Annotated in this window: 19 protein-coding genes and 1 riboswitch; of the genes, 8 read left to right on the forward strand and 11 right to left on the reverse strand. The window is 71.0% G+C overall.

The window, feature by feature from the left end; genetic code table 11:
- The 3 genes from DBR36_RS08070 to DBR36_RS08080 all read left to right on the forward strand — a co-directional run.
- On the forward strand, window positions 1–465 hold a 465-nt coding region (locus tag DBR36_RS08070), incomplete at its 5' end, for a methylated-DNA--[protein]-cysteine S-methyltransferase (protein ID WP_108318369.1).
- 283 nt (window positions 466–748) lie between these two features.
- Entirely contained in the window at window positions 749–2,614 is a 1,866-nt protein-coding gene (locus tag DBR36_RS08075) for an ABC transporter ATP-binding protein (protein ID WP_108318371.1), read from the forward strand.
- Entirely contained in the window at window positions 2,611–4,428 is a 1,818-nt protein-coding gene (locus tag DBR36_RS08080; protein WP_108318373.1) for an ABC transporter ATP-binding protein, read from the forward strand. The genes DBR36_RS08075 and DBR36_RS08080 overlap by 4 nt, the downstream gene beginning before the upstream one ends.
- Before the next feature lie 246 nt (window positions 4,429–4,674).
- On the opposite strand, the gene DBR36_RS08085 is transcribed toward DBR36_RS08080, so the two are convergent.
- Both DBR36_RS08085 and DBR36_RS08090 read right to left on the reverse strand, forming a co-directional pair.
- On the reverse strand, window positions 4,675–5,511 hold the full coding sequence (locus DBR36_RS08085; RefSeq protein ID WP_258222625.1) for an endonuclease domain-containing protein: 837 nt from the start codon (window positions 5,509–5,511) through the stop codon (window positions 4,675–4,677).
- Between the two features lie 843 nt (window positions 5,512–6,354).
- Complete coding sequence (locus DBR36_RS08090; RefSeq protein WP_108318375.1) at window positions 6,355–6,807, reverse strand: N-acetyltransferase; 453 nt, start codon at window positions 6,805–6,807, stop codon at window positions 6,355–6,357.
- 173 nt (window positions 6,808–6,980) lie between these two features.
- On the opposite strand from DBR36_RS08090, the gene DBR36_RS08095 reads away from it, so the two are divergent.
- Window positions 6,981–9,200, forward strand: coding sequence for an NADP-dependent isocitrate dehydrogenase (locus DBR36_RS08095; RefSeq protein ID WP_108318377.1), 2,220 nt, complete (start codon window positions 6,981–6,983; stop codon window positions 9,198–9,200).
- A 281-nt stretch (window positions 9,201–9,481) separates the two neighbouring features.
- On the opposite strand, the gene DBR36_RS08100 is transcribed toward DBR36_RS08095, so the two are convergent.
- The 3 genes from DBR36_RS08100 to DBR36_RS08110 form a co-directional block, all read right to left on the reverse strand.
- Window positions 9,482–10,882, reverse strand: a complete 1,401-nt coding sequence (locus DBR36_RS08100; protein WP_108318379.1) for a L,D-transpeptidase — start codon at window positions 10,880–10,882, stop codon at window positions 9,482–9,484.
- A 113-nt stretch (window positions 10,883–10,995) separates the two neighbouring features.
- A complete protein-coding gene (locus tag DBR36_RS08105; protein WP_108318381.1) occupies window positions 10,996–12,357 on the reverse strand; it encodes an FAD-binding oxidoreductase in 1,362 nt (453 codons plus the stop codon).
- Window positions 12,354–12,740, reverse strand: coding sequence for a YrdB family protein (locus DBR36_RS08110; RefSeq protein ID WP_181373528.1), 387 nt, complete (start codon window positions 12,738–12,740; stop codon window positions 12,354–12,356). Before DBR36_RS08110 ends, DBR36_RS08105 begins: the two co-directional genes overlap by 4 nt.
- A 136-nt stretch (window positions 12,741–12,876) precedes the next feature.
- A riboswitch (ZMP/ZTP riboswitch) is annotated at window positions 12,877–12,962 on the forward strand.
- Window positions 12,963–13,019: 57 nt separating this feature from the next.
- On the opposite strand from DBR36_RS08110, the gene glyA reads away from it, so the two are divergent.
- The 3 genes from glyA to DBR36_RS08125 all read left to right on the forward strand — a co-directional run bounded on the left by glyA (window position 13,020) and on the right by DBR36_RS08125 (window position 16,125).
- Window positions 13,020–14,294, forward strand: a complete 1,275-nt coding sequence (gene glyA / locus DBR36_RS08115) for a serine hydroxymethyltransferase (protein WP_108318383.1) — start codon at window positions 13,020–13,022, stop codon at window positions 14,292–14,294.
- Window positions 14,295–14,631: 337 nt separating this feature from the next.
- On the forward strand, window positions 14,632–15,516 hold the full coding sequence (locus DBR36_RS08120) for a bifunctional methylenetetrahydrofolate dehydrogenase/methenyltetrahydrofolate cyclohydrolase (protein WP_108318385.1): 885 nt from the start codon (window positions 14,632–14,634) through the stop codon (window positions 15,514–15,516).
- A 126-nt stretch (window positions 15,517–15,642) separates the two neighbouring features.
- Entirely contained in the window at window positions 15,643–16,125 is a 483-nt protein-coding gene (locus DBR36_RS08125; protein ID WP_108318387.1) for a cytochrome C5, read from the forward strand.
- Window positions 16,126–16,191: 66 nt separating this feature from the next.
- Here the strand turns inward: DBR36_RS08125 and hxlA are convergent, their stop codons facing one another.
- Together hxlA and hxlB are read right to left on the reverse strand one after the other, a co-directional pair.
- A complete protein-coding gene (hxlA, locus tag DBR36_RS08130; RefSeq protein WP_108318389.1) occupies window positions 16,192–16,815 on the reverse strand; it encodes a 3-hexulose-6-phosphate synthase in 624 nt (207 codons plus the stop codon).
- Window positions 16,816–16,842: 27 nt separating this feature from the next.
- Complete coding sequence (gene hxlB, locus DBR36_RS08135) at window positions 16,843–17,418, reverse strand: 6-phospho-3-hexuloisomerase (protein WP_108318391.1); 576 nt, start codon at window positions 17,416–17,418, stop codon at window positions 16,843–16,845.
- A 100-nt stretch (window positions 17,419–17,518) separates the two neighbouring features.
- Here hxlB and DBR36_RS08140 point away from each other — a divergent pair, with 100 nt between their 5' ends.
- Window positions 17,519–18,358 (forward strand): LuxR C-terminal-related transcriptional regulator, encoded by an 840-nt coding sequence (locus DBR36_RS08140; protein ID WP_108318393.1) that lies wholly within the window; start codon window positions 17,519–17,521, stop codon window positions 18,356–18,358.
- Between the two features lie 69 nt (window positions 18,359–18,427).
- Here DBR36_RS08140 and DBR36_RS08145 read toward each other — a convergent pair whose 3' ends face one another.
- The 4 genes from DBR36_RS08145 to hpaE form a co-directional block, all read right to left on the reverse strand.
- Complete coding sequence (locus tag DBR36_RS08145; RefSeq protein ID WP_108318395.1) at window positions 18,428–19,228, reverse strand: HpcH/HpaI aldolase/citrate lyase family protein; 801 nt, start codon at window positions 19,226–19,228, stop codon at window positions 18,428–18,430.
- Window positions 19,213–19,998 carry a fumarylacetoacetate hydrolase family protein gene (locus tag DBR36_RS08150; protein ID WP_108318397.1) on the reverse strand — a complete coding sequence of 262 codons (786 nt, stop codon included), beginning with the start codon at window positions 19,996–19,998 and terminating at the stop codon, window positions 19,213–19,215. Before DBR36_RS08150 ends, DBR36_RS08145 begins: the two co-directional genes overlap by 16 nt.
- 92 nt (window positions 19,999–20,090) lie before the next feature.
- Window positions 20,091–21,245 (reverse strand): 3,4-dihydroxyphenylacetate 2,3-dioxygenase, encoded by a 1,155-nt coding sequence (hpaD, locus tag DBR36_RS08155; RefSeq protein WP_108318399.1) that lies wholly within the window; start codon window positions 21,243–21,245, stop codon window positions 20,091–20,093.
- A gap of 1 nt (window position 21,246) precedes the next feature.
- Window positions 21,247–22,761, reverse strand: coding sequence for a 5-carboxymethyl-2-hydroxymuconate semialdehyde dehydrogenase (gene hpaE / locus DBR36_RS08160; RefSeq protein ID WP_108318401.1), 1,515 nt, complete (start codon window positions 22,759–22,761; stop codon window positions 21,247–21,249).
- Window positions 22,762–22,836: the final 75 nt, after the last annotated feature.

The raw sequence follows: 22,836 nt of genomic DNA on the forward strand, positions 1-22,836 counted from the left end.
CCCGACGGCGGCTTCGCGATCCTCTCCGACGCGGACGATCGCGTGATCGTGTCGGGATGGACGGCCGACCCGGATGCCGTGCTCGCGCGTCTGCGGCCCGACCGGCGCCCCGCCCGGATCGTCGAAGGGCAGACGGCGGCGGCGGACGCCGTCCGCGCCTATTACGCCGGCGACGTCCGGGCCATCGACGACGTCGAGGTCGCGCAGCAGGGCACGGCGCTCCAGCTCGCGGGGTGGCGGGAGCTGCGCCGCATCGCGCCGGGTGAGCCGCTGACCTACACCGGCCTCGCGACCGCCCTGGGTTCGCCCTCGGCGGTGCGGGCCGCGGCATCCATCTGCGCCCGTAACGCCGTCGCCCTGTTCGTCCCGTGTCACCGCGTGCTGCGCGCGGACGGCACGATGGGCGGTTTCGCGTGGGGGACCGACGTGAAGGAACGGCTGCTCGCGCGCGAATCCGCGGCGTGAGGCGCAAGACACCCTTGCCCCCAGCGTTCTCACAGGGATAGTCTGGAGGGCTGTCGTTCCCCCGGCGATGGCTCACACGATCAAGGAGGATGCCATGGACCAGATCGACGCCCCCGTCGCCCCGGCCGCCGCACCCTCCGTCGCTGCGCGTCCCGGCCGACGCTCCTAGGGCCCGCGTCCGCGCCCCGGCGCACCCGCTCCGCCCCGACCGACGCACTCCGTCGCGCCTCCGGCATCCCTGTCCGCGCCCGATCCCGGCGCCCGCTTCGACCCCACGAGGATCATGACCACCTCATCGTCTCCGAAACGCCTCTCGACGCCGCGCGCGCTCGCGCGGCTGCTGCCCATCGCCCGCCCGGTGCTGCCGCGCCTCATCGCGGGCGCCGTCACCGCGCTGATCGCGAGCCTGCTCGCGCTGGCGATCCCGCTCGTCCTCGAGCAGATCGTCGCCGGCCCCATCGCTTCGCTCGACCCCACCGCCCTGGTGTGGGGGTCGCTCGCCGTGCTCGCACTCGGCCTCGCCGAGGCCGCGATGGTGTGGCTGCGCCGGTGGTTCGTGCTCGCGCCGGCCACCAAGGTCGAATACGACCTGCGCCAGTCTTTCTACTCGCGCCTGCAGCGTCTTCCCGTCGCCTTCCATGACCGGTGGCAGTCGGGCCAGCTGCTCTCGCGCATGATGCAGGACATCAGCATGCTGCGCCGGTGGCTCGCCTTCGGCGTCATCCTGCTCGTCGTCAACCTGCTGACCATCGTGATCGGTGCGGTCCTGCTCTTCCGCTGGCACTGGCTGCTCGGCGCGCTGTTCCTGGTCACCTCGGCTCCCGTGATCTACGTCGGCTTCCGCTTCGAGAAGCGCTACGGCGCACTGACGCGCCAGAGCCAGGACCAGGCCGGCGATCTCGCCACCTCGGTGGAAGAGAGTGTCCACGGCATCCGCGTCCTCAAGGCCTTCGGTCGGGGCAAGCACGCGCTGCAGAAGTTCACCCGGCAGGCCGAATCGCTGCGCGAGACCGAGATCGACAAGGCCCGCGCGATCGGCTGGATCTGGTTCTGGCTCGTGCTGCTGCCCGACATCGCTTTCGCCGTGTGCCTGGGCGCGGGCATCGTGCTCACGCAGCTCGGCCAGCTGCAGGTGGCCGAGCTCGTCGCGTTCTTCGCCATGGCCACCGTCCTGCGCTGGCCGATGGAGTCGATCGGGTTCCTGTTCTCGTTCCTCCTCGACGCGCGGACGGCGACCGACCGCATCTTCGAGGTGTTCGACGAGCAGAACACCATCGTCGATCCCGACCGGCCCCGCACCATCGCGGAGCCCCGCGGGGAGCTCGTCTTCGAGGGTGCTCATTTCCGGTACCAGGATGCCGCCGACACCGAGCCCGACCTGCTCGACGGCGTCGATCTGACGCTCCGCCCGGGTGAGACCATGGCGCTCGTCGGCCTGACGGGCTCGGGCAAGACGACCCTGACCACCCTGCCGGGACGCCTGTACGACGTCACCGGAGGGCGCGTGCTGCTGGACGGCGTGGACGTGCGCGAGCTGTCGCTGTCCGAGCTGCGCCGTCACGTCGGCATGGCGTTCGAGGACGCCACGCTGTTCTCGCAGACGGTCCGCGACAACGTGCTGCTCGGTCGTGAAGACCTCGCGCCGGGCTCGGCCGAGGCGGACGAGATCCTGCGCGAGGCCCTGCAGGTCGCCCAGGCGCACTTCGTCTACGACCTGCCCGACGGCCTCGACACCGTCATCGGCGAAGAGGGCCTCAGCCTCTCGGGCGGCCAGCGTCAGCGGCTCGCGCTCGCGCGCGCGGTGGCGGCTCGCCCGGCCGTGCTCGTGCTCGACGACCCGCTGTCGGCGCTCGACGTCGACACCGAGGCCCTCGTCGAGGACGCGCTGCGCGAGGTGCTCAGCGAGACGACCGCGCTGGTGGTTGCGCACCGTCCCTCGACGGTGACGCTGGCCGACCGCGTGGCCCTGCTGCAGGACGGCCGCGTCACCGCCGTCGGCACCCACTCCGACCTGCTCCGCACCAGCGAGCACTACCGCTACGTCATCTCGAGCCTCGAAGAGGCCGAGCGCGAGGCGCGCACCGGGGCCATCCCGATCGTCTCCGCCGCCGACGACGACGCCCTCACCGAGAAGGAGGCGACCCGATGACCACCGCCACCGTCGCCGGAACCAGCGGCGAAGACCGCTCCGACTACACGCGCGCCGAGAGTCGCGCGATCCGTCAGCGCTCGCTGCGCCTGCTCGGCTCGCTCGTCTCGCCGCTGCGGTGGCAGCTCGTGCTCGCCGCCGTCGTCCTGGTCGTCTCGACCGCGCTGCGCGTGGCCGGTCCCGCTCTCATCGCCTACGGCATCGACAACGCCCTGCCCGCGGTGATCGAGAGAAGCGATTGGATGCCGACCTACGGCGTGGTCGGGGTGTACCTGCTCGCGGGCATCGGCGGTGCCGTGCTGATCGGGTGGTACGTCGTCGTCGCCGCCCGCCTGACCCAGGCGGTCATGCTGGACCTGCGCAAGCGCATCTTCCTGCACACCCAGCGGTTGAGCCTGGAGTTCCACGAGTCGTATACCTCGGGCCGCATCATCTCGCGTCAGACGAGCGACCTCGACACCATCCGCGAGCTGCTGGACGGCGGGCTGAACGAGCTCGTCTCGGGCGTGCTCTACGGCCTGTTCACCCTGGCCGCGCTGTTCCTCATCGACTGGCAGTCGGGGCTGATCCTCACCCTCATGGGCATCCCGATGTACTTCCTCATGCGCTGGTTCTACGCGCGCTCGCAGGTCATCTACCGCGAGTCGCGCGTCATCAGCGCGCAGGTGATCGTCAAGTTCGTGGAGTCGATGACCGGCATCCGCGCCGTGAAAGCGTTCCGCAAGGAACCCCGCAACGACGAGGAGTTCGGAAAGCTCGCCGCCGACTACCGCGACGTCAACATGCGCTCGATCCGCCTGTTCGGCACGTTCGAGCCGGGCATCATGACCGTGGCCGCGGTCTCGGTCGCCGTGGTGCTGCTCTGGGGCGGCGGGCGCGTCATCGCCGGCCCGCTCGAGATCGGTGTGCTGACGGCCGCGGTGCTGTACGTGCGCAACTTCTTCTCGCCCTTGCAGGAGGTCGCGTTCTTCCTCAACTCGTACCAGTCGGCGACGGCGGCGCTCGAGAAGGTGTCGGGCGTGCTCGAGGAGCAACCGACCGTCCCCGACCCGACCGACCCGGTCGATCTGTGGAGCGCCCGCGGGCACGTCCGCTTCGACGAGGTCACCTTCGGCTACACCGAGGGGCGCGTCATCCTGCCGCACTTCACGCTCGACATCCCCGCGGGGCAGACGATCGCCCTCGTCGGCACCACCGGCGCGGGCAAGACGACCCTCGCCAAGCTCATCTCGCGCTTCTACGACCCCACGAAGGGCGCTGTCACCCTCGACGACGTCGACCTGCGTCGCCTGCACCCGAAGGACCTGCGCCGCGCGATCGTCATGGTCACGCAAGAGGCGTACCTGTTCAGCGGCACGGTCGCCGACAACATCGCGCTCGGAAAACCCGACGCCACGATGGACGAGATCCGTGCGGCGGCCCGCGCGGTGGGTGCCGACGGGTTCATCTCCAAGCTGCCCGACGGTTACGACACCGACGTGAACAAGCGCGGCGGTCGCGTGTCGGCGGGTCAGCGCCAGCTGATCTCGTTCGCGCGGGCGTTCCTCGCCGACCCCGCGGTGCTGATCCTCGACGAGGCGACGGCGTCGCTCGACATCCCGAGCGAGCGTCTCATCCAGGACGCCCTGCAGACGCTGCTGGCCGATCGCACCGCGATCATCATCGCGCACCGCCTCTCGACGGTGGCGATCGCCGACCGTGTGCTGGTCATGGAGCACGGCCGCATCATCGAGGACGACGCCCCCGCCGCGCTCATCGCCGGCACGGGCAAGTTCGCCAAGCTGCACGCCGCGTGGCGGGAGTCGCTGGTCTAGCCCGTCCTTGTCCGAACGCGGATGCCACGTCCCCGCCGGGGCGTGGCATCCGTCGTCTGCGGGGTCCGATGCTGCTCCCGGGGTCCCGGCGTGCGCGCCGCCCCGCGTGCGCTGCCCTGGGTGCGCTGCCCCGCGTGCGCTGCTCCGCGTGCGCCGCTCGGAATCCGACGCGTAACTCGGAACATCCGGCCGCGATGTTCCGAGAATGATGCGTTTCTCCGCGTTTCGCGCGCCGGGCGGCGGTCGCTAAAGGTGGAGGCCGGCGGCGATGGCGCGCTGCAGCGTCCGCTCCACCGACGGCCAGTCATGGATGATCTGCGCGTAGCTGAAACGCAGGACGGTGTACCCGCGGAGCCGGAGTTCGGCGTCGTGCGCGATGTCCGCGCTGCGCTGGGCGGACGAGGAGTGGAACTGCCACCCATCGCACTGGGTCACCAGGCGGGCGCCGATCAGCAGGTCGACGGGCCGTCCGGCGATCACGACCTGCTGGCGCACGAGGACACCCCACCCGCGGACACGCGAGACCACCATGGTCTCCAGGCCGGAATCGGCCTGCGAGCCCGCGGCATCCGCGCACGCTCTGGCGGCCAGCGACGGCCATCTCACGCGCCGCAGCGCCTCGAGGTCGAGCTTCTCGGTCCGGATCGCGGACTCCCAGACGACCAGCGCGTCCTCCGTCCCCAAACAGCGAGCGACGTGCGCGAGGGTGTCCTCGATGCTCTCGAGCAGAGCATCCCCGGCGACCGGTACGATCGCGCGCGACCAGTGCACCCGGATGCCATCCCCTGCACCGCCATGAGCCGCTTTCGGAGCCAGGCGCAGGTGCAGACGTTCCTCGACGGTCGGCGGAATCCACCACCCTCGCCGTCGGGCCGCGGACACGCAAGCGACGACGCCGCCCGCCCGCGCCGCAGCCAGATCGTCGGGAGGGGCGTCGCCCGTGGCGATCCACCGTCGGCGGACGATCTCGACTTCGCCCGCGCGCGCGGCGTCGCGCACCCGCCGCACGTCGAATCCCGCGTCGCCGGCCGCCGTCCGCGCCGCGATGCCGCCCCGGAGTATGAGCCATTCTCGAAGTTCCATGGCGCGAGTGTCGCGGAGTCCGGGGCTGCGTTCCGCCCGAATGGGCCCTCCGGTGGAGGCATCCGGCGCGGGGGAGGAGGCGTGCGCGCACCAGGCCGCGGCTCCGGGGTCGCGTGCGAGCACGAGGCCGCGGCGCTGAGCTCGGAACATCGAGCGAAACTCGGACTTTTCGCCCGAGATCGTCCGACTCACGCGCGTTTCTCCGACTTCCATGCGTGCGCGTCGCGCGAGAGGAGCGTCGCGCGCGGCCTGGGCCGTCGGACGCAGCACGCGGTTCGCGGCGCGCGGCACCAATCGGGGCGCCGGGTGGGGGCTGCCCCGCGGTCGAGCGGGCAGCGGCGCCAGCGCGGCCCCGAGCTCGGAACATTGCGCGGAACTCAGACTCTTCGCCCGGGATCGTCCGAGTTTCGTGCGTCTCTCCGAGTTCGGCAGGGCGCGCGACCGCTCGCGCTACAGCGCGCACCGAGCTCGGAAGATCGCGCGGAACTCGGACTCTTCGCGCGGGATCGTCCGAGTTTCGTGCGTCTCTCCGAGTTCGGCAGGGCGCGCGACCGCCCGCGCTACAGCGCGCACCGAGCTCGGAAGATCGCGCGGAACTCGGACTCTTCGCCCGGGATTGTCCGAGTTTCGTGCGTTTCTCCGAGTTCGGTGAGGGCGCGCGACCGCCCGCGCTCAGCGCGCCCCGAGCTGAGCCAGGACGGGCGCCGGCGACGTCACACCAGGACGGGCGCCGGCAGCGTCACGGCAAGACGGGCGCCGGCAGCGTCACACCAGGACGGGCGCCGGCAGCGTCACACCAGGACGGGCGCCGGCATCGTCACACGAGCACGCGCGCCGGCGGCGTCAGACGTGGACGCGCGCGATGACCTCGCCGTACTCGGTCTCGCCGACGGGCTCGAAGCCCACGCGGCGGAAGAACGCTTCGGGGCCGTCGTCGCCGGGCTCGTAGATGACGTCGACGTGGTCCATGCCGCGTCCGCGCGCCTCTTCGATCACCGCGGCGATCGCGAAGCTGCCGACGCCGCGGCCCTGTTCGTCGGCGTCGACGTTGATTCGCCACAGCACCGACTGGAAGTGCTCCTCGTGCGCGTCGCGGTCGAAGTTGGCGCTGACGAAGCCGACGACCTCGTCACCGTCGAGCACGACGCGCTGCCAGGAGGTCTGCGGGTTGCTGACGGTCGCGGCGATCCCGTAGCTCACCGGCGCGAGGAACTGCTCCTGCCCGGGCTTGAGCGAGAGCGTGTTGACGGCCACGATCGTGGCGGCGGACAGTTCGACGAGACGCAGGTCGGCCATGCGCCCAGGCTAGCGGCACGGCCACCCCGCCCCCAAGATCGCATGCCCCCGCATGCGTTCGTCGTCCGGCCACGCCGGGGCGGCGGCATCCGAATTATCTTGATATCAAGACACTTTGCCGCGGTGCGATAGGCTGGGCGTCAACCCTGGCCGCCTCTACGGAGAGATCTGACGTGCCCGATTCCACCATCATCTACACGTACACCGACGAGGCGCCGGCTCTCGCCACCGCGTCGTTCCTGCCCATCGTGCAGGCCGTCACGAAGCAGGCGGGCGTCGACGTCGAGACCCGCGACATCTCGCTCGCCGGCCGCATCCTCGCGGCCTTCCCGCAGCGCCTGACGCCCGAGCAGCAGGTGGGCGACGCGCTCGCCGAGCTCGGCGGGCTCGCGACGCTGCCCGAGGCGAACATCATCAAGCTGCCGAACATCTCGGCATCCATTCCCCAGCTCAAGGCCGCGATCGCCGAGCTGCAGTCGCAGGGCTACGACATCCCCGACTACCCGGACGAGGCGTCGAGCGTCGAAGACAAGGACGTGCGCGCCCGCTACGACCGCATCAAGGGTTCGGCCGTCAACCCGGTGCTGCGCGAGGGCAACAGCGATCGCCGCGCGCCCTTGGCCGTGAAGAACTACGCCAAGAAGCACCCGCACCGCAACAAGGCGTTCGGCGCGGGTTCGAAGACCCGCGTCGCCACCCTCGGCCACGACGACTTCCGCTCGAACGAGAAGTCGGTCGTCATCGCCGACGACGACGTGCTCACGATCCAGCACGTGTCGGCCGACGGCGAGACGAAGACGCTCAAGGAGGGCCTGAAGGTCCTGCAGGGAGAGATCGTGGATGCCACGTTCCTCTCGGCCGCGGCCCTGGACGCCTTCCTCGCCGACACGCTCGCGCAGGCCAAGGCCGACGACGTGCTCTACTCGGTGCACCTCAAGGCCACGATGATGAAGGTCAGCGACCCGATCATCTTCGGCCACGTCGTGAAGGCCTTCTTCGCCGACGTCTTCGACCGGCACGGCGACGCCCTCGCCGCCGCGGGCCTGACCCCCAACGACGGCCTCGGCTCGATCCTCGCGGGTCTGTCGAACGTCGAGGGTGGCGACGCCATCGCCGCCGAGATCCACGAGGCGCTGGCCTCGGGCCCCCGTCTGTCGTACGTCAACAGCGACAAGGGCATCACCAACCTGCACGTGCCCTCGGACGTCATCGTGGATGCCTCGATGCCCGCGCTCATCCGCAACGGCGGCAAATTGTGGGGCGCGGACGGGGGAGAGGACGACACCCTCGCCGTCATCCCCGACTCCTCGTACGCCGGGGTGTACCAGGCGACGATCGAGGACGTCATCGCGAACGGTCCGCTCGACCCGGCCACCATCGGTTCGGTCCCCAATGTCGGCCTGATGGCCCAGGCGGCCGAGGAGTACGGCAGCCACGACAAGACGTTCGAGATCCCCGCCGCGGGCCGCGTGCAGGTCGTCGCCTCGAACGGCGACGTGCTGCTCGAGCACGAGGTGAGCACGGGCGACATCTGGCGCGCGACGCAGACCAAGGACGTCGCCGTGCGCGACTGGGTCAAGCTCGCCGTCACCCGCGCCCGCGCCACCGGCGTGCCCGCCGTGTTCTGGCTCGACGAGACCCGCGCGCACGACCGCAACCTCATCGCCAAGGTGCACGAGTACCTGGGCGGCCACGACACCGAGGGCCTCACGATCGAGATCCTCGCCCCGGCCGAGGCCACGCGGTACTCGCTCGAGCGCATCCGTCGCGGCGAGGACACCATCTCGGTCACGGGCAACGTGCTGCGCGACTACCTCACCGACCTGTTCCCGATCCTCGAGGTGGGCACGAGCGCCAAGATGCTCTCGATCGTCCCGCTGCTCGCGGGCGGCGGCCTGTTCGAGACCGGTGCGGGCGGTTCTGCTCCCAAGCACGTGCAGCAGCTCGTCGAAGAGGACTACCTCCGCTGGGACTCGCTGGGTGAGTTCTTCGCGCTCGCGGCCTCGCTCGAGCACCTCGCCGACACCACCGGCAACGACCGCGCGCGCGTCCTCGCGCAGACGCTCGACGCCGCCACCGGCACGTTCCTCGAGAACGACAAGTCGCCGGGTCGTGCGCTGGGCACGATCGACAACCGCGGCAGCCACTTCTACCTCGCCCTGTACTGGGCCCAGGAGCTGGCGAAGCAGACGACGGATGCCGACCTGGCCGCCGTCTTCGCACCGGTCGCCGAGAAGCTGGCGGCAGAGGAGCAGACCATCGTCGCCGAGCTCAACGCCGTCCAGGGCCACCACGCCGAGATCGGCGGCTACTACCGCCCCAACACGGCGCTCGTCGAGAAGGTCATGCGCCCCTCGGCGACGCTGAACGCCGTGGTCGACGCCCTGCGCTGACCCTCGACCCGCAAGGGGCGGATGCCGATCGGCATCCGCCCCTTCTGCATGTCCGGGCCGCTGGTCGGCGGGGCACAATTCCCGCGATCTGCCGGTTGCCGGGCCCTCGGAGGCCCCATTGCAGGATTTGCGCTCGCCGGGGGCCACGGACGCATGATGTCGGGAAAGAGCGCAGGGCGGGCATGCAGCGGAGCGACGCCGGACGAGATGACGCCGACCTGCCGGGACGAACGACAGAGGGGCGGATGCCGAAGCATCCGCCCCTCCACGGGGAGCAGGACTCAGTAGTGGACCGACACCTCGGTGCCGCGGTAGGCCCAGTCGTACAGCTCTTTGGCCTGCGGGATCGTCATGTTGATGCAGCCGTGGCTCATCGGCGTTCCGAAGTTGTTGTGCCAGTACGTGCCGTGGAAGCCCTCGTCGCCGTTGAAGTAGGCGACCCAGGGGACGTCCTTCGTGCAGTAGTCGTAGCCGGGGACGCAGCCCATGTCCTGCATCTCGGTCTTCCAGCCGATGCGGAACTCGCCGGTGTGCGTGGCGTGGTCGCCCGCTCCCGACGAGATCGTGTACGACCGGTACACCTGACCGTTCTGCCAGAGCGTCGTGGTCTGCGTGCTCAGGTTGACGTCGATGCGGCGCTCGGTCTTGGTCGTGTCGAAGGCCGTCTCGGCGACGTCGAGCGCGTAGCGGCCGTTGCCGTCGGCGAGCTGCTTCGCGAAGGCCGCGGCGACGCTGCCGGTGTCGCCGAGGGTGCGGCCCGTCTGTCCCTCGGTCAGGGTCTTGATGACCTCTCCGCCGGTGTCGACGATCACGTCCGCGTTGACCGCGGCGCGGTTCACGGCGGCGGGAAGACCCTGGACGGCCGCGGCGATCGCGGACTCGTCGGCCGAGATCGCGAAGTCGCCCTTGCCGTCGGGGGTGACGGTCAGCCACGACGCGGCGGTCGCGCGGTCGACGGGCACGGTGCGCTCGTCGCCGATGTAGAAGCCGGCGGAGTCCAGGATGCCGTTGAGCGAGGCGACGGCCGCGTCGGCCTCTTCGGTCGAGACGGCGGCGTCGACCGGGACGAGCGTGGCTTCGACCTCGGTCGCGGGGGTGCCGGCGTCGAAGGCCGACTGCAGCGCGGCGGTGACGGCGGCCGTGTCGATGCCCTCGCCGGGCTGGGCGGGCGTGGTGACGTAGGCCTGCGAGCCGGCGTCGTAGGCCAGGGTCGCGTCGACCGGGGCGCGGTACGCGCCGGGGGCCTTGGCGCTGAGGGCCGCGGCCGCCTCGGCGGCGTCGATCTGCACCGACACGCCCGTGCCCTCGGGGAACCACGCGGCGGGCTTCCACATCGGGTTGTCGGAGAAGGCCTTGTCGGCGAGAGCCGCCGCGTCGACGGTCGCGCCGAGCTCGGCACCGGTGACCGTGACCGCACCGGCCGGGCTGTCGACCGTGATCGTCGTGTCCGCCAGACGGGTCGAGATGGCCTGCGCGGCGGCGCCGGCGGTGAGGCCGCCGATCTGCACGCCGGCGACCGACGCGCCCGGCGCGATCAGCACGAGCGACGCCGCGATGAGGGCCACGGCCGTCGCACCGGCGGGGATGCCGATCCACAGGCCGGAGCGGTTCTTGCGCTTCGCGGGCTCGGTGGGAGCCCAGGCGTACGTCGCGCCGTCGGTGCCAGGTGCGCCGTCGGTCATAGTCAAACCCCCCAGAAGTCAGTCTTCTCATGCTATGCGCGGATGTGACGGGGAATCGATCCTCCACATCACGGTCTCATCACATGGTCAGCCGGGAGGGACCGCCGCGCCGCTCAGTCGGCGAAGACCTTGCCCGGATTCAGGATGCCGAGGGGGTCGAACACCCGTGCGATCTGACGCTGCAGGGCCCATTGGTCGTCGCCGAGCTCGTCGGCCAGCCAGCGCCGCTTGAGCACCCCGATGCCGTGCTCGCCGGTCAGCGTCCCACCGAGGCGGAGGGCGGCGCGGAACAGCTCCTCGGCGGCCTCCCACACCACCGCGGGCACCTCGGGGCCCTCGAACACGAAGTTGGGGTGCAGGTTGCCGTCGCCGGCGTGGGCGACGGCGGGGATGACCAGACCGAACCGCTCCTCGATGCGGGCGATCTCGTCGAACATGTCGGGCAGCGCGCTGCGCGGCACCGAGACGTCTTCGATGAGCGTCGTGCCGAGCGTCTCCATCGCGGGGTGCATCGCCCGGCGGACCGCGAGCAGCTGCTCGCCCTCGGCGGCGTCACGGGCGATCGCGACGGTTCCCCCGGCCGCGCGCAGGACGTCCGCGATCGCCCGCGCCTCGTCCGCGGCGACGGGTCCGTCGGTTTGGACCGTCAGCTGGGCGACACCGGGAGCGGGTGCCGACAGCCCGAGCAGGCGGTGCGCGGCCGCCAGGCTCGTCGCATCCATCAGCTCCATGATCGCGGGCTGCACGCCCGAGGCGGTGACGGCGGCGGAGGCGACGGCCGCGGCGCGGACGCCGTCGAACAGGGCGGTCAGCGTGACCCGTTCGCCCTCGACGGCGCGGCGCAGTTTGAGGGTCGCTCCGACCACCACGCCCAGGGTGCCCTCGGAGCCGATGACGAGCGAGGTGAGGTCCAGACCGGTCACGCCCTTGACGCTGCGGTGTCCCAGGTGAAGCAGTCGTCCGTCGGCGAGCACGAGGTCGACGCCGAGCACCGCATCGCGCACCACGCCGTACTTGGCGCACAACAGGCCGCCGGCGCCGGTGGCGATGTTGCCGCCGACCGTCGAGATGGCGCGGCTGGCCGGGTCGGGTGCCCACCACACGCCGTGCGGGGCGAGCTGCGCGTTGAGGTCGGCGTTCAGGATGCCGGGCTCCACCACCGCGAGAAGATCGTCGGGGCGCACCTCGAGGATGCGGTCCATCCCGCGCAGCGAGAGGCTGATCTCGCCACCGCCGGAGTTGGCCCCGCCGGCCAGTCCCGTGCCGGCACCGCGCGGGACGACGGGCGTGCGGGTGGCGGTGGCGATGCGCATCACGGCTTGGACGTCGGCGATGGATCCCGCGTTCACGACCGCGAGGGGAAGGCCCGCGGCCGCGTGGCCGGACTTGTCGGAGCGTGCGGCCTCGAGGGCGCTCGCCGAGGTGTCGACGCGCTCGCCGAGCTCGGCCCGGAGCAGCGCGACGGCGTCGGTCATGCCAGGCGCCGGCGTCCGTTCAGCGCGCCGAAGGTGACGGCGACGATCGCGAAGACCAGACCGATGAGCGCCTGCCCCATGCTCCACCAGGCCACGGTCGCCGCGGCGTAGACGAACAGCTCGACGAGGGCGCGCACGAAGGGGTGGACCGCGAGGACGGCGCGGGGAGAGACGAACAGCGCCCAGACGATGATCGCGAGAGCCGGGGCGCCGATACCGGCGACGATGTTCCACGGCAGCGGCCACGCGGTGAATCCCCAGATGGCCAGCGTGACGAAGGCGAAGAGCCCGCACACGACGCTGCCGATCTCGACGGCCGACGGCCGGGGGCGCATTCCGGGAGCGAGGGGCGCCTGCGCGCGCACGTGGGGGGAGTCGGTCACGCCCCCATTTTACGCGGGCTCGCGGTCGCGGCATCCGTGATCCCTCGGCGTCGAGTCGACAACGGCCGCAGCCGCACCTGTGGAGGACCAGTGGATGCCGGAAGCAGCCCGGATCGCGCCCCGATACCCGCTAAAGTGGCAGCGTCGCGACTGGCGTTGAGGTGGGTAACCACCGGGGAGCGACCGCTTGACGGTATTCGACCGCACGCCTGGGTCGATGCGGTATCTTCGCGGGCTCGCCGAGTCCGCGGCATCCGGAACCATCGTCAAGGAGATCGCATGACCGATCCGTACTTCAACGCCCCTCTGTCCGAGGTCGATCCCGAGATCGCCCAGGTGCTCGAGCGCGAGCTCGACCGCCAGCGCGGGTTCCTCGAGATGATCGCGTCCGAGAACTTCGTGCCGGTCTCGGTGCTGCAGTCGCAGGGCTCGGTGCTGACCAACAAGTACGCCGAGGGCTACCCCGGCCGCCGCTACTACGGCGGATGCGAAGAGGTCGACGTCGCCGAATCGCTCGCCATCGAGCGGGCCAAGGCCCTGTTCGGCGCGGAGTTCGCCAACGTCCAGCCGCACTCGGGCGCCTCGGCGAACGCGGCCGTGCTGCACGCGATCGCGCGCCCCGGCGACACGCTGCTCGGTCTCGCCCTCGACCAGGGCGGTCACCTGACGCACGGCATGAAGATCAACTTCTCGGGCCGTCTGTACGACATCGTCGCCTACGGCGTCGACCCCGAGACCAGCGTCATCGACATGGACGAGGTGCGTCGCCTCGCCGTCGAGCACAAGCCCAAGGTCATCATCGCCGGCTGGTCGGCCTACCCCCGCCAGCTCGACTTCGCCGCCTTCCGCGCGATCGCCGACGAGGTCGGGGCGCTGCTGTGGGTCGACATGGCGCACTTCGCGGGCCTCGTCGCCGCGGGCGTGCACCCCTCGCCGATCCCGCACGCGCACGTCGTCTCGACCACCGTGCACAAGACCATCGGCGGTCCCCGCTCGGGCCTCATCCTCACCAACGACGCCGACCTGGCCAAGAAGATCAACACCGCGGTCTTCCCGGGCCAGCAGGGCGGTCCGCTCATGCACGTCATCGCCGCCAAGGCGACGGCCTTCAAGCTGGCGATGACGCCCGAGTTCAAGGAGCGCCAGGAGCGCACCCTGCGGGGAGCGGCCATCCTGGCGGACCGCCTCACCCGGGACGACGTCAAGAACGCCGGCATCGCCGTGCGCTCGGGCGGCACCGACGTGCACCTCGTGCTCGTCGACCTGCGCGAGGCCGAGATCGACGGCAAGCAGGCCGAAGACCTGCTGCACGACATCCACATCACCGTCAACCGCAACGCGGTGCCGAACGACCCGCGCCCGCCCATGGTGACCTCGGGCCTGCGCATCGGTACGCCCGCCCTCGCGACCCGCGGCTTCGGCGACGCCGAGTTCACCGAGGTGGCCGACGTCATCGCCCTCGCGCTGATCCCCGGCGCCGACGTCGAGGCCCTGCGCGCCCGCGTGGCGGCGCTGACCGCCGCGTTCCCGCTGTACCCCGACCTGCAGCAGTGAGCCCTCGCCGGGGTGGGGCCGCGTGTGCGGCCCCGCCCCGGCATCCGGTGCTCTCCGCGTCGGGCTCGCGGCGCCGCAGTCGCGCGGTCCCGGGCGTCAGTCGCGCGGTCGCGAGCGGCAGTCGGGCGGTCCCGAGCGGCAGTCGCCCGGCCCGAGCGTCGATAAACGGTGTTTCTGTCGAGACACGGTGCCAGGCCGCGTGTCTCGACAGCATCGGCGTTTATCGGTGCGGTGATACCGGCGACGGCGACGGCGCCAACGCCCGACGCACCAGCCATGGCCGGGACAGCGGCAGCGACACCATCATGAGAACGACAGACACGGAACGAGGGATGCCATGACGGCGACGATTCTCGACGGAAAGGCCGCATCCGCGGCGATCAAGGCCGAGCTCACCGAGCGCGTGGCGGCGCTGCGCGCGAAGGGCATCGTCCCGGGCATTGCGACCGTGCTCGTCGGCGCCGACCCCGCCTCGCAGCTCTACGTGGGCATGAAGCACAAGCAGTCCGAGGCGATCGGGATGAACTCCATCCAGGTCGAGCTCCCCGCCGACGCCACGCAGGACGAGGTCGAGGCCGTGATCGACCGTCTCAACGCCGACCCCGCGTGCCACGGCTACATCGTGCAGCTGCCGCTGCCGAAGCACATCGACACCGACGCGATCCTCGAGCGCATCGATCCGGCCAAGGATGCCGACGGCCTGCACCCCACCAACCTCGGGCGCCTGGTGCTCAACGTCAACGCCCCGATCCTCACGCCGCTGCCGTGCACCCCGCGGGGGGTCATCGAGCTGCTGCTGCGCAACGACTACGACCTGAAGGGCAAAGAGGTGGTGGTCGTCGGGCGCGGCGTCACGATCGGCCGCTCCATCGGTCTGCTGCTGACGCGCCGCGAGATCAACGCCACGGTGACCCTGACCCACACGGGCACGGCCGACCTGGCGAAGCACCTGCGCGAGGCGGACGTGATCGTCGCCGCCGCGGGCGTCAAGCACATCGTCCGCGCCGAGGACGTCAAGCCGGGCGCCGCGGTGCTCGACGTGGGCGTGACCCGTGAGACCGACCCCGAGACCGGCAAGAGCCGCGTCCACGGGGACGTGCATCCCGACGTCGCCGAGGTCGCGGGCTTCGTCTCGCCCAACCCGGGCGGGGTGGGACCCATGACCGTCGCGCTGCTCATGACCAACGTCGTCGAGGCGGCGGAGCGGGCGGCATCCGTCTGACGCGGGGTGCGCGGCATCCCGTCGCCACCGTCGATCGGTGAACCACGGCGTGCCGCACGCTGAACACACGGGATGTCGCGCGCAATGGGGGAGGCGCCCGGCGCCGGGACGTGTCAGAGTTCTTCTATGACTGAGTCCGTGCTGAACGACCTCCTCCGCCGCGTCACCGAGAGCGGCCTGCTCGAAGACGCCCAGATCGACGAAGACAGCGTCATCGGTTCCGGACACCTGGATGCCGCCGGCGTCGAGGTCGAGGTCGATCTCGACCCCGAGCTGGACGAGGACGACGAGCCCGACCTCGACGCGATCCTGTCCAACCTCAAGGACGTCCTGTCGGTGAGCGAGGACCGCTGGCGCGCGATCGTCGAAGAGGTCTCGAGCGACATCGAGGACGCGCTCGACGACGACGAACTCGACGCGGACGTCGACCTGCGCACCGACCTCGAGGCCATCGGCGTGGGCGTGTTCGCCGACGCCATCATCGTGGTGTTCGCCGGCCAGACCTCGTTCCCCGACGCGCTCGTGCACGTGCAGCTCACGCCCGAGCTCGAGGTCGAGGACATCGAGATCATCGGCGACGACGACGAAGAGGACGACGACGAGGACTGATCCTCCGAGACGACAGAGGGACCGGGCCGTAGCGGCCCGGTCCCTCTGTCGTTGCGCTCCGTGCGGTCAGACGATCGCGGCGCGCAGCGCGGCGGCCGCGGCGCCCACGTCGGGGGCGCTGTAGATGGCGCTGCCCGCGACGGCGACCTGGGCGCCCGACTTCTGCACGTCGGCGATGCTCGAGACGTTTACGCCTCCGGCGACCGAGAACGGCACGCCGGCCGCTTCGCCGTCGCGCAGCAGCGTTCCGAAGGTGAAGCCCTCCTCGGCCTGCTCGTCCAGGCCGGCGTGCATCTCGACGAACTCGGCGCCGAGCGCCACGACCTCCTTGGCCCGGGCGGGCTTGTCCGCGACGCCGATGAGGTCGACGACGACACCCTTGCCGTGCTTCTTCGCGGCCTTGACGGCGCCGGCGATCGTGCTGTCGCCGGCCGAACCGAGCACCGTCACGAGATCCGCTCCGGCGGAGAAGGCGATGTCGGCCTCGAGCTCACCGGCATCCATCGTCTTGAGATCGGCGAAGACGATCTTGTCGGGGTGCGCCTGCTTGATCGCGGTGATGGCCGAGAGGCCCTCGCTCTTGATGAGGGGGGTGCCGAGCTCGAGGATGTCGACGTGCGGCGCGGCCGCGGCGGCGAGGTCGAGGGCGGCCTCGGTGGACAGGGTGTCCATGGCGAACTGAAGCTTCATGCGGGTGTCCTTACTCTCTGGGGTGGGTCATTCGAGGTTGGCGTGGCGGGGCCACAGGTCATCGGCGTCGAGACCGGAGCGCTGCCACAGGGCGTCGAACACGGCGTCGCCCACGAGGACGACGACCTGCTCGAACAGGGCCCCGGCGTACTGCGCCGAGGCCGTGGCCGAGCGGTCGAGCTTGGCCGCCGCGGGGATGACGACGAGGGCGTCGGCGGCGGCGGCGAGGGGGGAGTCGGATGCCGTGGTGATCGCCGCGATCCGCGCCCCCACCGCGGCCGCGGTCTCGGCGGCCCGGACGATCGCGGGGGTGGTGCCCGACCCGCTGGCCGTGAGAAGCGCGTCGCCGGCGCGGATCGCGGGTGTCGTGGTCTCGCCGACGACGTGGACGTCGAGCCCCAGGTGCATGAGACGCATCGCGGTCATGCGAAGCGCCGAGCCGGAGCGTCCGGCTCCGAGGACGAAGACGCGATCCGCCTCGGTGAGGACGTCGAGGACGCGCTCCAGATCGCCGGGCTCGGCCACGAGGCGGTCGAGGACGGATGCCACCTCGGCGGCGATGCGGGCGAGGGAGGTCTCGACGGGGGCGGCGGAAGAGGGCATGGGTCCATGCTCGGCGCGGCCGGCGCGCGGCGATGCCGGTCGACGGCAGAGGGGTGCCTACCCGAACGGGTAGGTGTGTCCGCTGGGCTAGGTTGAGGTCATGATCGAGAGTGGACCCCTGCCGTCGCCGGCCTCGCGCGCGCTCGTCATCGAGCACGAACGCGTCGTCGCCGAGCAGGCGGACCGCCACGCCGTCACGCTGGAGTCCGTGCTGGCCATCCTGCGCTCACCCCGTCTGGACGACCGCGCGGCTCGCGCCCTGGCGATCGAGGCGGCCGCGGCGGCGTTGGTGGTGCTGCGGACTTCGACGGATCGCCAGCGCAGCGCCCTGCTCGAGCCGGTCACGGGCGCCTTCGCGCGGCTGCGCAGCGACCTGCGCCCGCTCGTCCGCCACGGCGACCTCGATGTGCAGTTCGTCGAGCCGCCCACCACCGGTCGCGCCCTTCCCGGAGAGGTGGCGCACGAGGCACGCGCCATCGTGCGCAGCGCCGTCCTCGCCCTGCTCGACCGCGGGGCGCCGCACCGCGTCCGCATCCAGTGGGACTGCGACGGGCTCAACCTGTTGATCGGCATCCGCGACGACGGCGAGGGGCGCCTGACCGCGCACGACGATTCGCTGCGCCCGATCGTGGAGCGTGTGAGCGCGCTCAACGGCGACTTCGAGGTCGCCTCCACCGTGGGCTGGGGATCCGAGCTGTCGGTGCGGCTCCCTCTCGATCCCCCGGCCCGCCCCGAGATGCTGGACGACGCGGTCGACCTGAGTCCCCGCGAGAGGGAGGTGTTGACTCTCGTCGTCGCGGGTGCGCGCAACCGCGCCATCGCGACCCAGCTGAGCATCAGCGAGAACACCGCGAAGTTCCACGTGTCGAACCTGCTGCGCAAGGCCGGCGTCGCGACCCGCGCGGAACTCGTCGCGCTCGGGGCGTCGCGGGCCCCGTGACGACCGGGCCCGTTCCGGAACGCCGCGGTCGGCACGACGCCGCGACCGGTCGGGCCGACGCCGCGGCCGTCAGTAGCTCGCGCGCCCGTCCTGCCGTCCCGTGACGAACCGCGCCGCCAACGCCTCGGACGCCCGGGCCAGCAACGCCACGTCGGCACCGACCGCGACGAAGTCTGCGCCCGCGTCGAGGTAGGCCTCGGCCACCGCCGGGTCGAAGGCGTTCACGCCGACCGGGGTCGCGGCATCCCGGCACGCGGCGAACACGGCGTGCACCGCCGCGACCACGTCGGGGTGCGACTGCCGACCCAACAGACCCATGGATGCCGACAGGTCCGCGGGACCGACGAAGACGGCATCCACCCCGTCGACGGCGGCGATCTCGGCCGCCGCGTCGACCCCCGCGGTCGTTTCGATCTGCACGGTCAGCGAGACGTGCGCGCTGGCGTCGGCGAGGTAGTCGTCGACGCGGTTCCAGCGCGCGCTGCGGGCGAGGGCGCTGCCGACGCCGCGCACACCGGCGGGCGGATACCGGGTGGCCGCGACCGCGGCGCGCGCCTCGTCGGCGGACGACACCATCGGCACGATGAGGTTCTGCGCGCCGACGTCGAGCACCCTCTTGATCGTGACGGGGTCGTTCGAGGGGACGCGCACGACGGGGGTGATCGGGTAGGCGGCCGCGACCTGGAGCTGTACGAGCACCTGCTCGACCGAGGTCGCGGAGTGCTCCATATCGATCAGCAGCCAGTCCAGGCCGGAGCCCGCGGCGACCTCGGCGATCACCGGGTTGCCGGTGCACAGCCACATGCCCGCGAGGGGGCGATCGGATGCCGCGAGCGCGGCGCGGAAGGTCGGGTTCAGACGAAGCGGCATGAGATCGTTCCCATCGGTCCGTAGTCGCAGAGCACGTCGTCGCCCCGGGAGACCCACATGGGCCGGGTGAACGATCCTGCCAGGATGATCTCGCCCGCCTCGAGGCGCGCGCCGTGCTGGTGGAACTTGTTCGCGAGCCACGCGACGCCCGTCGCCGGGTGGCCGAGGACGCCCGCGGCGACGCCCGTTTCTTCGATCTCGCCGTTACGGCTCAGCACACCCGGCACCCACCGCAGGTCGATCTCGTCGGGACGCTTGCGCACGTCGCCGAGCACCATCGCGCCGTAGGCGGCGTTGTCGCTGATCGTGTCGACGATCGTGCGTCCCTCGAGCTCGATGTGCGAGTTCAGCACCTCGAGCGCGGGCACCGCGAAGTCGATCGCGGCGAGGGCGTCCACGAGCGTGCAGGCGGGGCCCTCGAGCGCGGTCTTCAGCACGAAGGCCAGCTCGACCTCGATGCGCACGTTCGAGAACAGTGCGACCGGGATGTCGTCGCCCGAGCGGTAGACGGTGTCGTCGAACATCACTCCGTAGTCCGGCTCGGTGATGCCCGTGGCCTGCTGCATGGCCTTGGAGGTCAGTCCGATCTTGCGGCCGACGAGCGTGCGACCCGCGGCGATCTGCGTGTCGCGCCAGCGGCCCTGGATCGCGTAGGAGTCCTCGACCACGGCATCCGGGTATCTGGCCGTGATCCGTGGAATCACCGCGTGGGTGCGGTCGGCCTCGGCGAGTTCGGCCGCGATGGCGTCGATCTGTGCGTCGGTGAGCATGGGTCTCCTGTTCGTGCCGCGTGAGGCGCCGAGAATCGTCGCTTCGGAGGGGTTCCCGGCGACGAATACTGGCATCTCGCGCGAAGAGGGGGTCAGAGCTGGTTGCCGAGCTTGAACTCGCCGGGACCGGATGCCGCGTCCTCGGGCGCGCGGGTGTAGCTGAACCCGTCGGCGCCGATGGTGACGGCCATCTCGCTGGAGTCCTCGCGGGCGCGGACCGGCTGCGGGTTGCCGTCGAGGTCGAGCACGAGCGAGCCCTCGGTGTACCAGGAGGGGACGACGGGGTTGCCCCACCAGTCGCGACGCTGGTTGTCGTGGACGTCCCACGTGATGACGGGGTTGTCGGGGTCGCCGGTGTAGTAGTCCTGCGTGTAGATCTCGACGCGGTGGCCGTCGGGGTCGCGCAGGTACAGGTAGAACGCGTTCGAGACGCCGTGGCGGCCGGGGCCGCGCTCGATGGCATCCGATCGGCGGAGGGCGCCGAGCTTGTCGCAGATGGCGAGGATGTTGTGCTTCTCGTGCGTGGCGAAGCACACGTGGTGCATGCGCGGTCCGTCGCCGCCGGTCATGGCGGTGTCGTGCACGGTGGGCTTGCGGCGCATCCACGCGGCGTAGACGGTGCCCTCTTCGTCCTGGATGTCCTCGGTCACGCGGAAGCCGAGCGACTGCATGAAGTTCACCGCGCGGGGCACGTCGGGGGTGATCTGGTTGAAGTGGTCCAGGCGCACGAGCTCGCCGGGGGAGTGCAGGTCGTAGCGCCACGACAGGCGCTCCTGGTGCTCGGTGTCGAAGAAGAACTCGTACGGGAAGCCGAGCGGGTCGACCACGCGCACGGAGTCGCCGATGCCCTTCGTGAAACCGTTCGGCTCGCGGCGGACGTCGCAGCCGAGCTCTTCGTAGAACGCCACCGCCCTGTCGAGGTCGTCGGCTGAGCGCACGCGGTACGAGAACGCGGCGACCGCGGCCACGTCGCCCCGGCGCAGCACCAGGTTGTGGTGGATGAACTCCTCGGTCGATCGCAGGTAGATCGCCTCGTCGTCCTCTTCGGTGACGTGCAGGCCCAGCACGTCGACATAGAAGACGCGGGATGCCGCGAGGTCGGTGACCACGAGCTCCATGTAGGCGCAGCGCAGGATGTCGGGCGCGGGCGAGGTGGGGGTGGGGATGGGAATCGAGGCCTCGATGGGGGCCTCCTGCGAGACGAAGAACCCCGACGAGGTGCGGGTCATCTTGCTGCGGTCGGTCATCTCAGGCTCCTTTGCCGAAGGTGGGGTTGTGGGCGCCGCCGAGCGTGATGTGCACGGCCTGCTGATCGGTGTAGAAGTCGATCGAGCGATAGCCGCCCTCGTGGCCCAGGCCCGAGGCCTTCACACCGCCGAACGGGGTGCGCAGGTCGCGGACGTTGTTGGAGTTCAGCCACACCATGCCGGCCTCGACGTTCTGCGCGAAGAGGTGGGCGCGCTTCAGGTCGTTCGTCCACACGTAGGCGGCGAGGCCGTACTTCGTGTCGTTCGCCAGGGCGAGCGCTTCTTCTTCGGTGTCGAAGGGCGTGATCGCCACGACGGGGCCGAAGATCTCCTCCTGGAAGATGCGCGCGTCGGGGGCGACGTCGGCGAACACGGTGGGACGGACGAAGTTGCCCTCGGGGAATTCGTCGGGACGGCCGCCACCGGCGACCAGGCGTCCCTCGGTCTTGCCGAGCTCCACGTACGACATGACCTTCGCGTAGTGCTCGGGGTGCACCAGGGCGCCGACCTCGGTCGCGGGGTCGTCGGGGTATCCGACCGTCACGCGATCGGCCTGCGCGGCGTAGCGCTCGACGAACTCGTCGTAGACCGAGCGCTCCACGAGGATGCGGCTGCCCGCGGTGCAGCGCTCGCCGTTGAGCGAGAAGACGCCGAAGATGGTCGCGTCGATCGCGGCGTCGAGGTCGGCATCCGCGAAGACGATCGCGGGGCTCTTGCCGCCGAGCTCCATCGACAGTCCCTTCAGGAACGGCGCCGCGTTCGCGAAGATGAGCTGGCCCGTCGAGCTCTCGCCGGTGAACGAGATGAGCGGCACGTCGGGGTGCTTCACGAGCGCGTCCCCCGCGTCCTCGCCGAGGCCGTTGACGAGGTTGAACACCCCCTCGGGCAGTCCCGCCTCTTCGAAGATGCCGGCCCACAGGGATGCCGACAGCGGCGTGAACTCCGCGGGCTTGAGCACCACGGTGTTACCGGTCGCGAGCGCGGGACCGAGCTTCCACGACTCGAGCATGAACGGGGTGTTCCACGGCGTGATCAGGCCCGCGACGCCGATCGGCTTGCGGTTGACGTAGTTGAGCTGGCGTCCGGGAACCTTGAAGGCGTCGTCGGTCTGGGCGACGATCAGGTCGGCGAAGAAGCGGAAGTTCTCGGCGGCGCGACGCGCCTGCCCCAGCGCCTGCGTGATGGGCAGACCCGAGTCAAAGGACTCGAGCTCGGCGAGGCGCTCGTCGCGCGACTCGACGAGGTCGGCGATGCGGTGGAGCACCCGCGAGCGCTCGCGGGGCAGCATCCGCGGCCACGGCCCCTCGGTGAACGCCTTCCGTGCGGCGGCGACGGCGAGGTCGACGTCGGCCTTCTTGCCCGCCGCCGCGGTCACGTACGTGGTGTTGGTCACCGGGTCGAGGACGTCGAAGGTGTCGCCGTCGACCGAATCGACGAAGCGACCGCCGATGTAGTGCTGGATGCGCTCCGGCAGATCGGCCGGGATGCGGCGGGCGGAGGTGAGCGGGGTGGTCATGAGTGCTCCTTCGGTGGAGAGGGGGGATGCCGTGTCCCGCGGCTGCGCGACGGCGACGTCGGCGGGGCGCGGGGT

It is taken from the genome of Microbacterium sp. HMWF026 (genome assembly GCF_003061325.1).
GTDB classification, from domain to species: Bacteria; Actinomycetota; Actinomycetes; order Actinomycetales; family Microbacteriaceae; genus Microbacterium; species Microbacterium testaceum_E.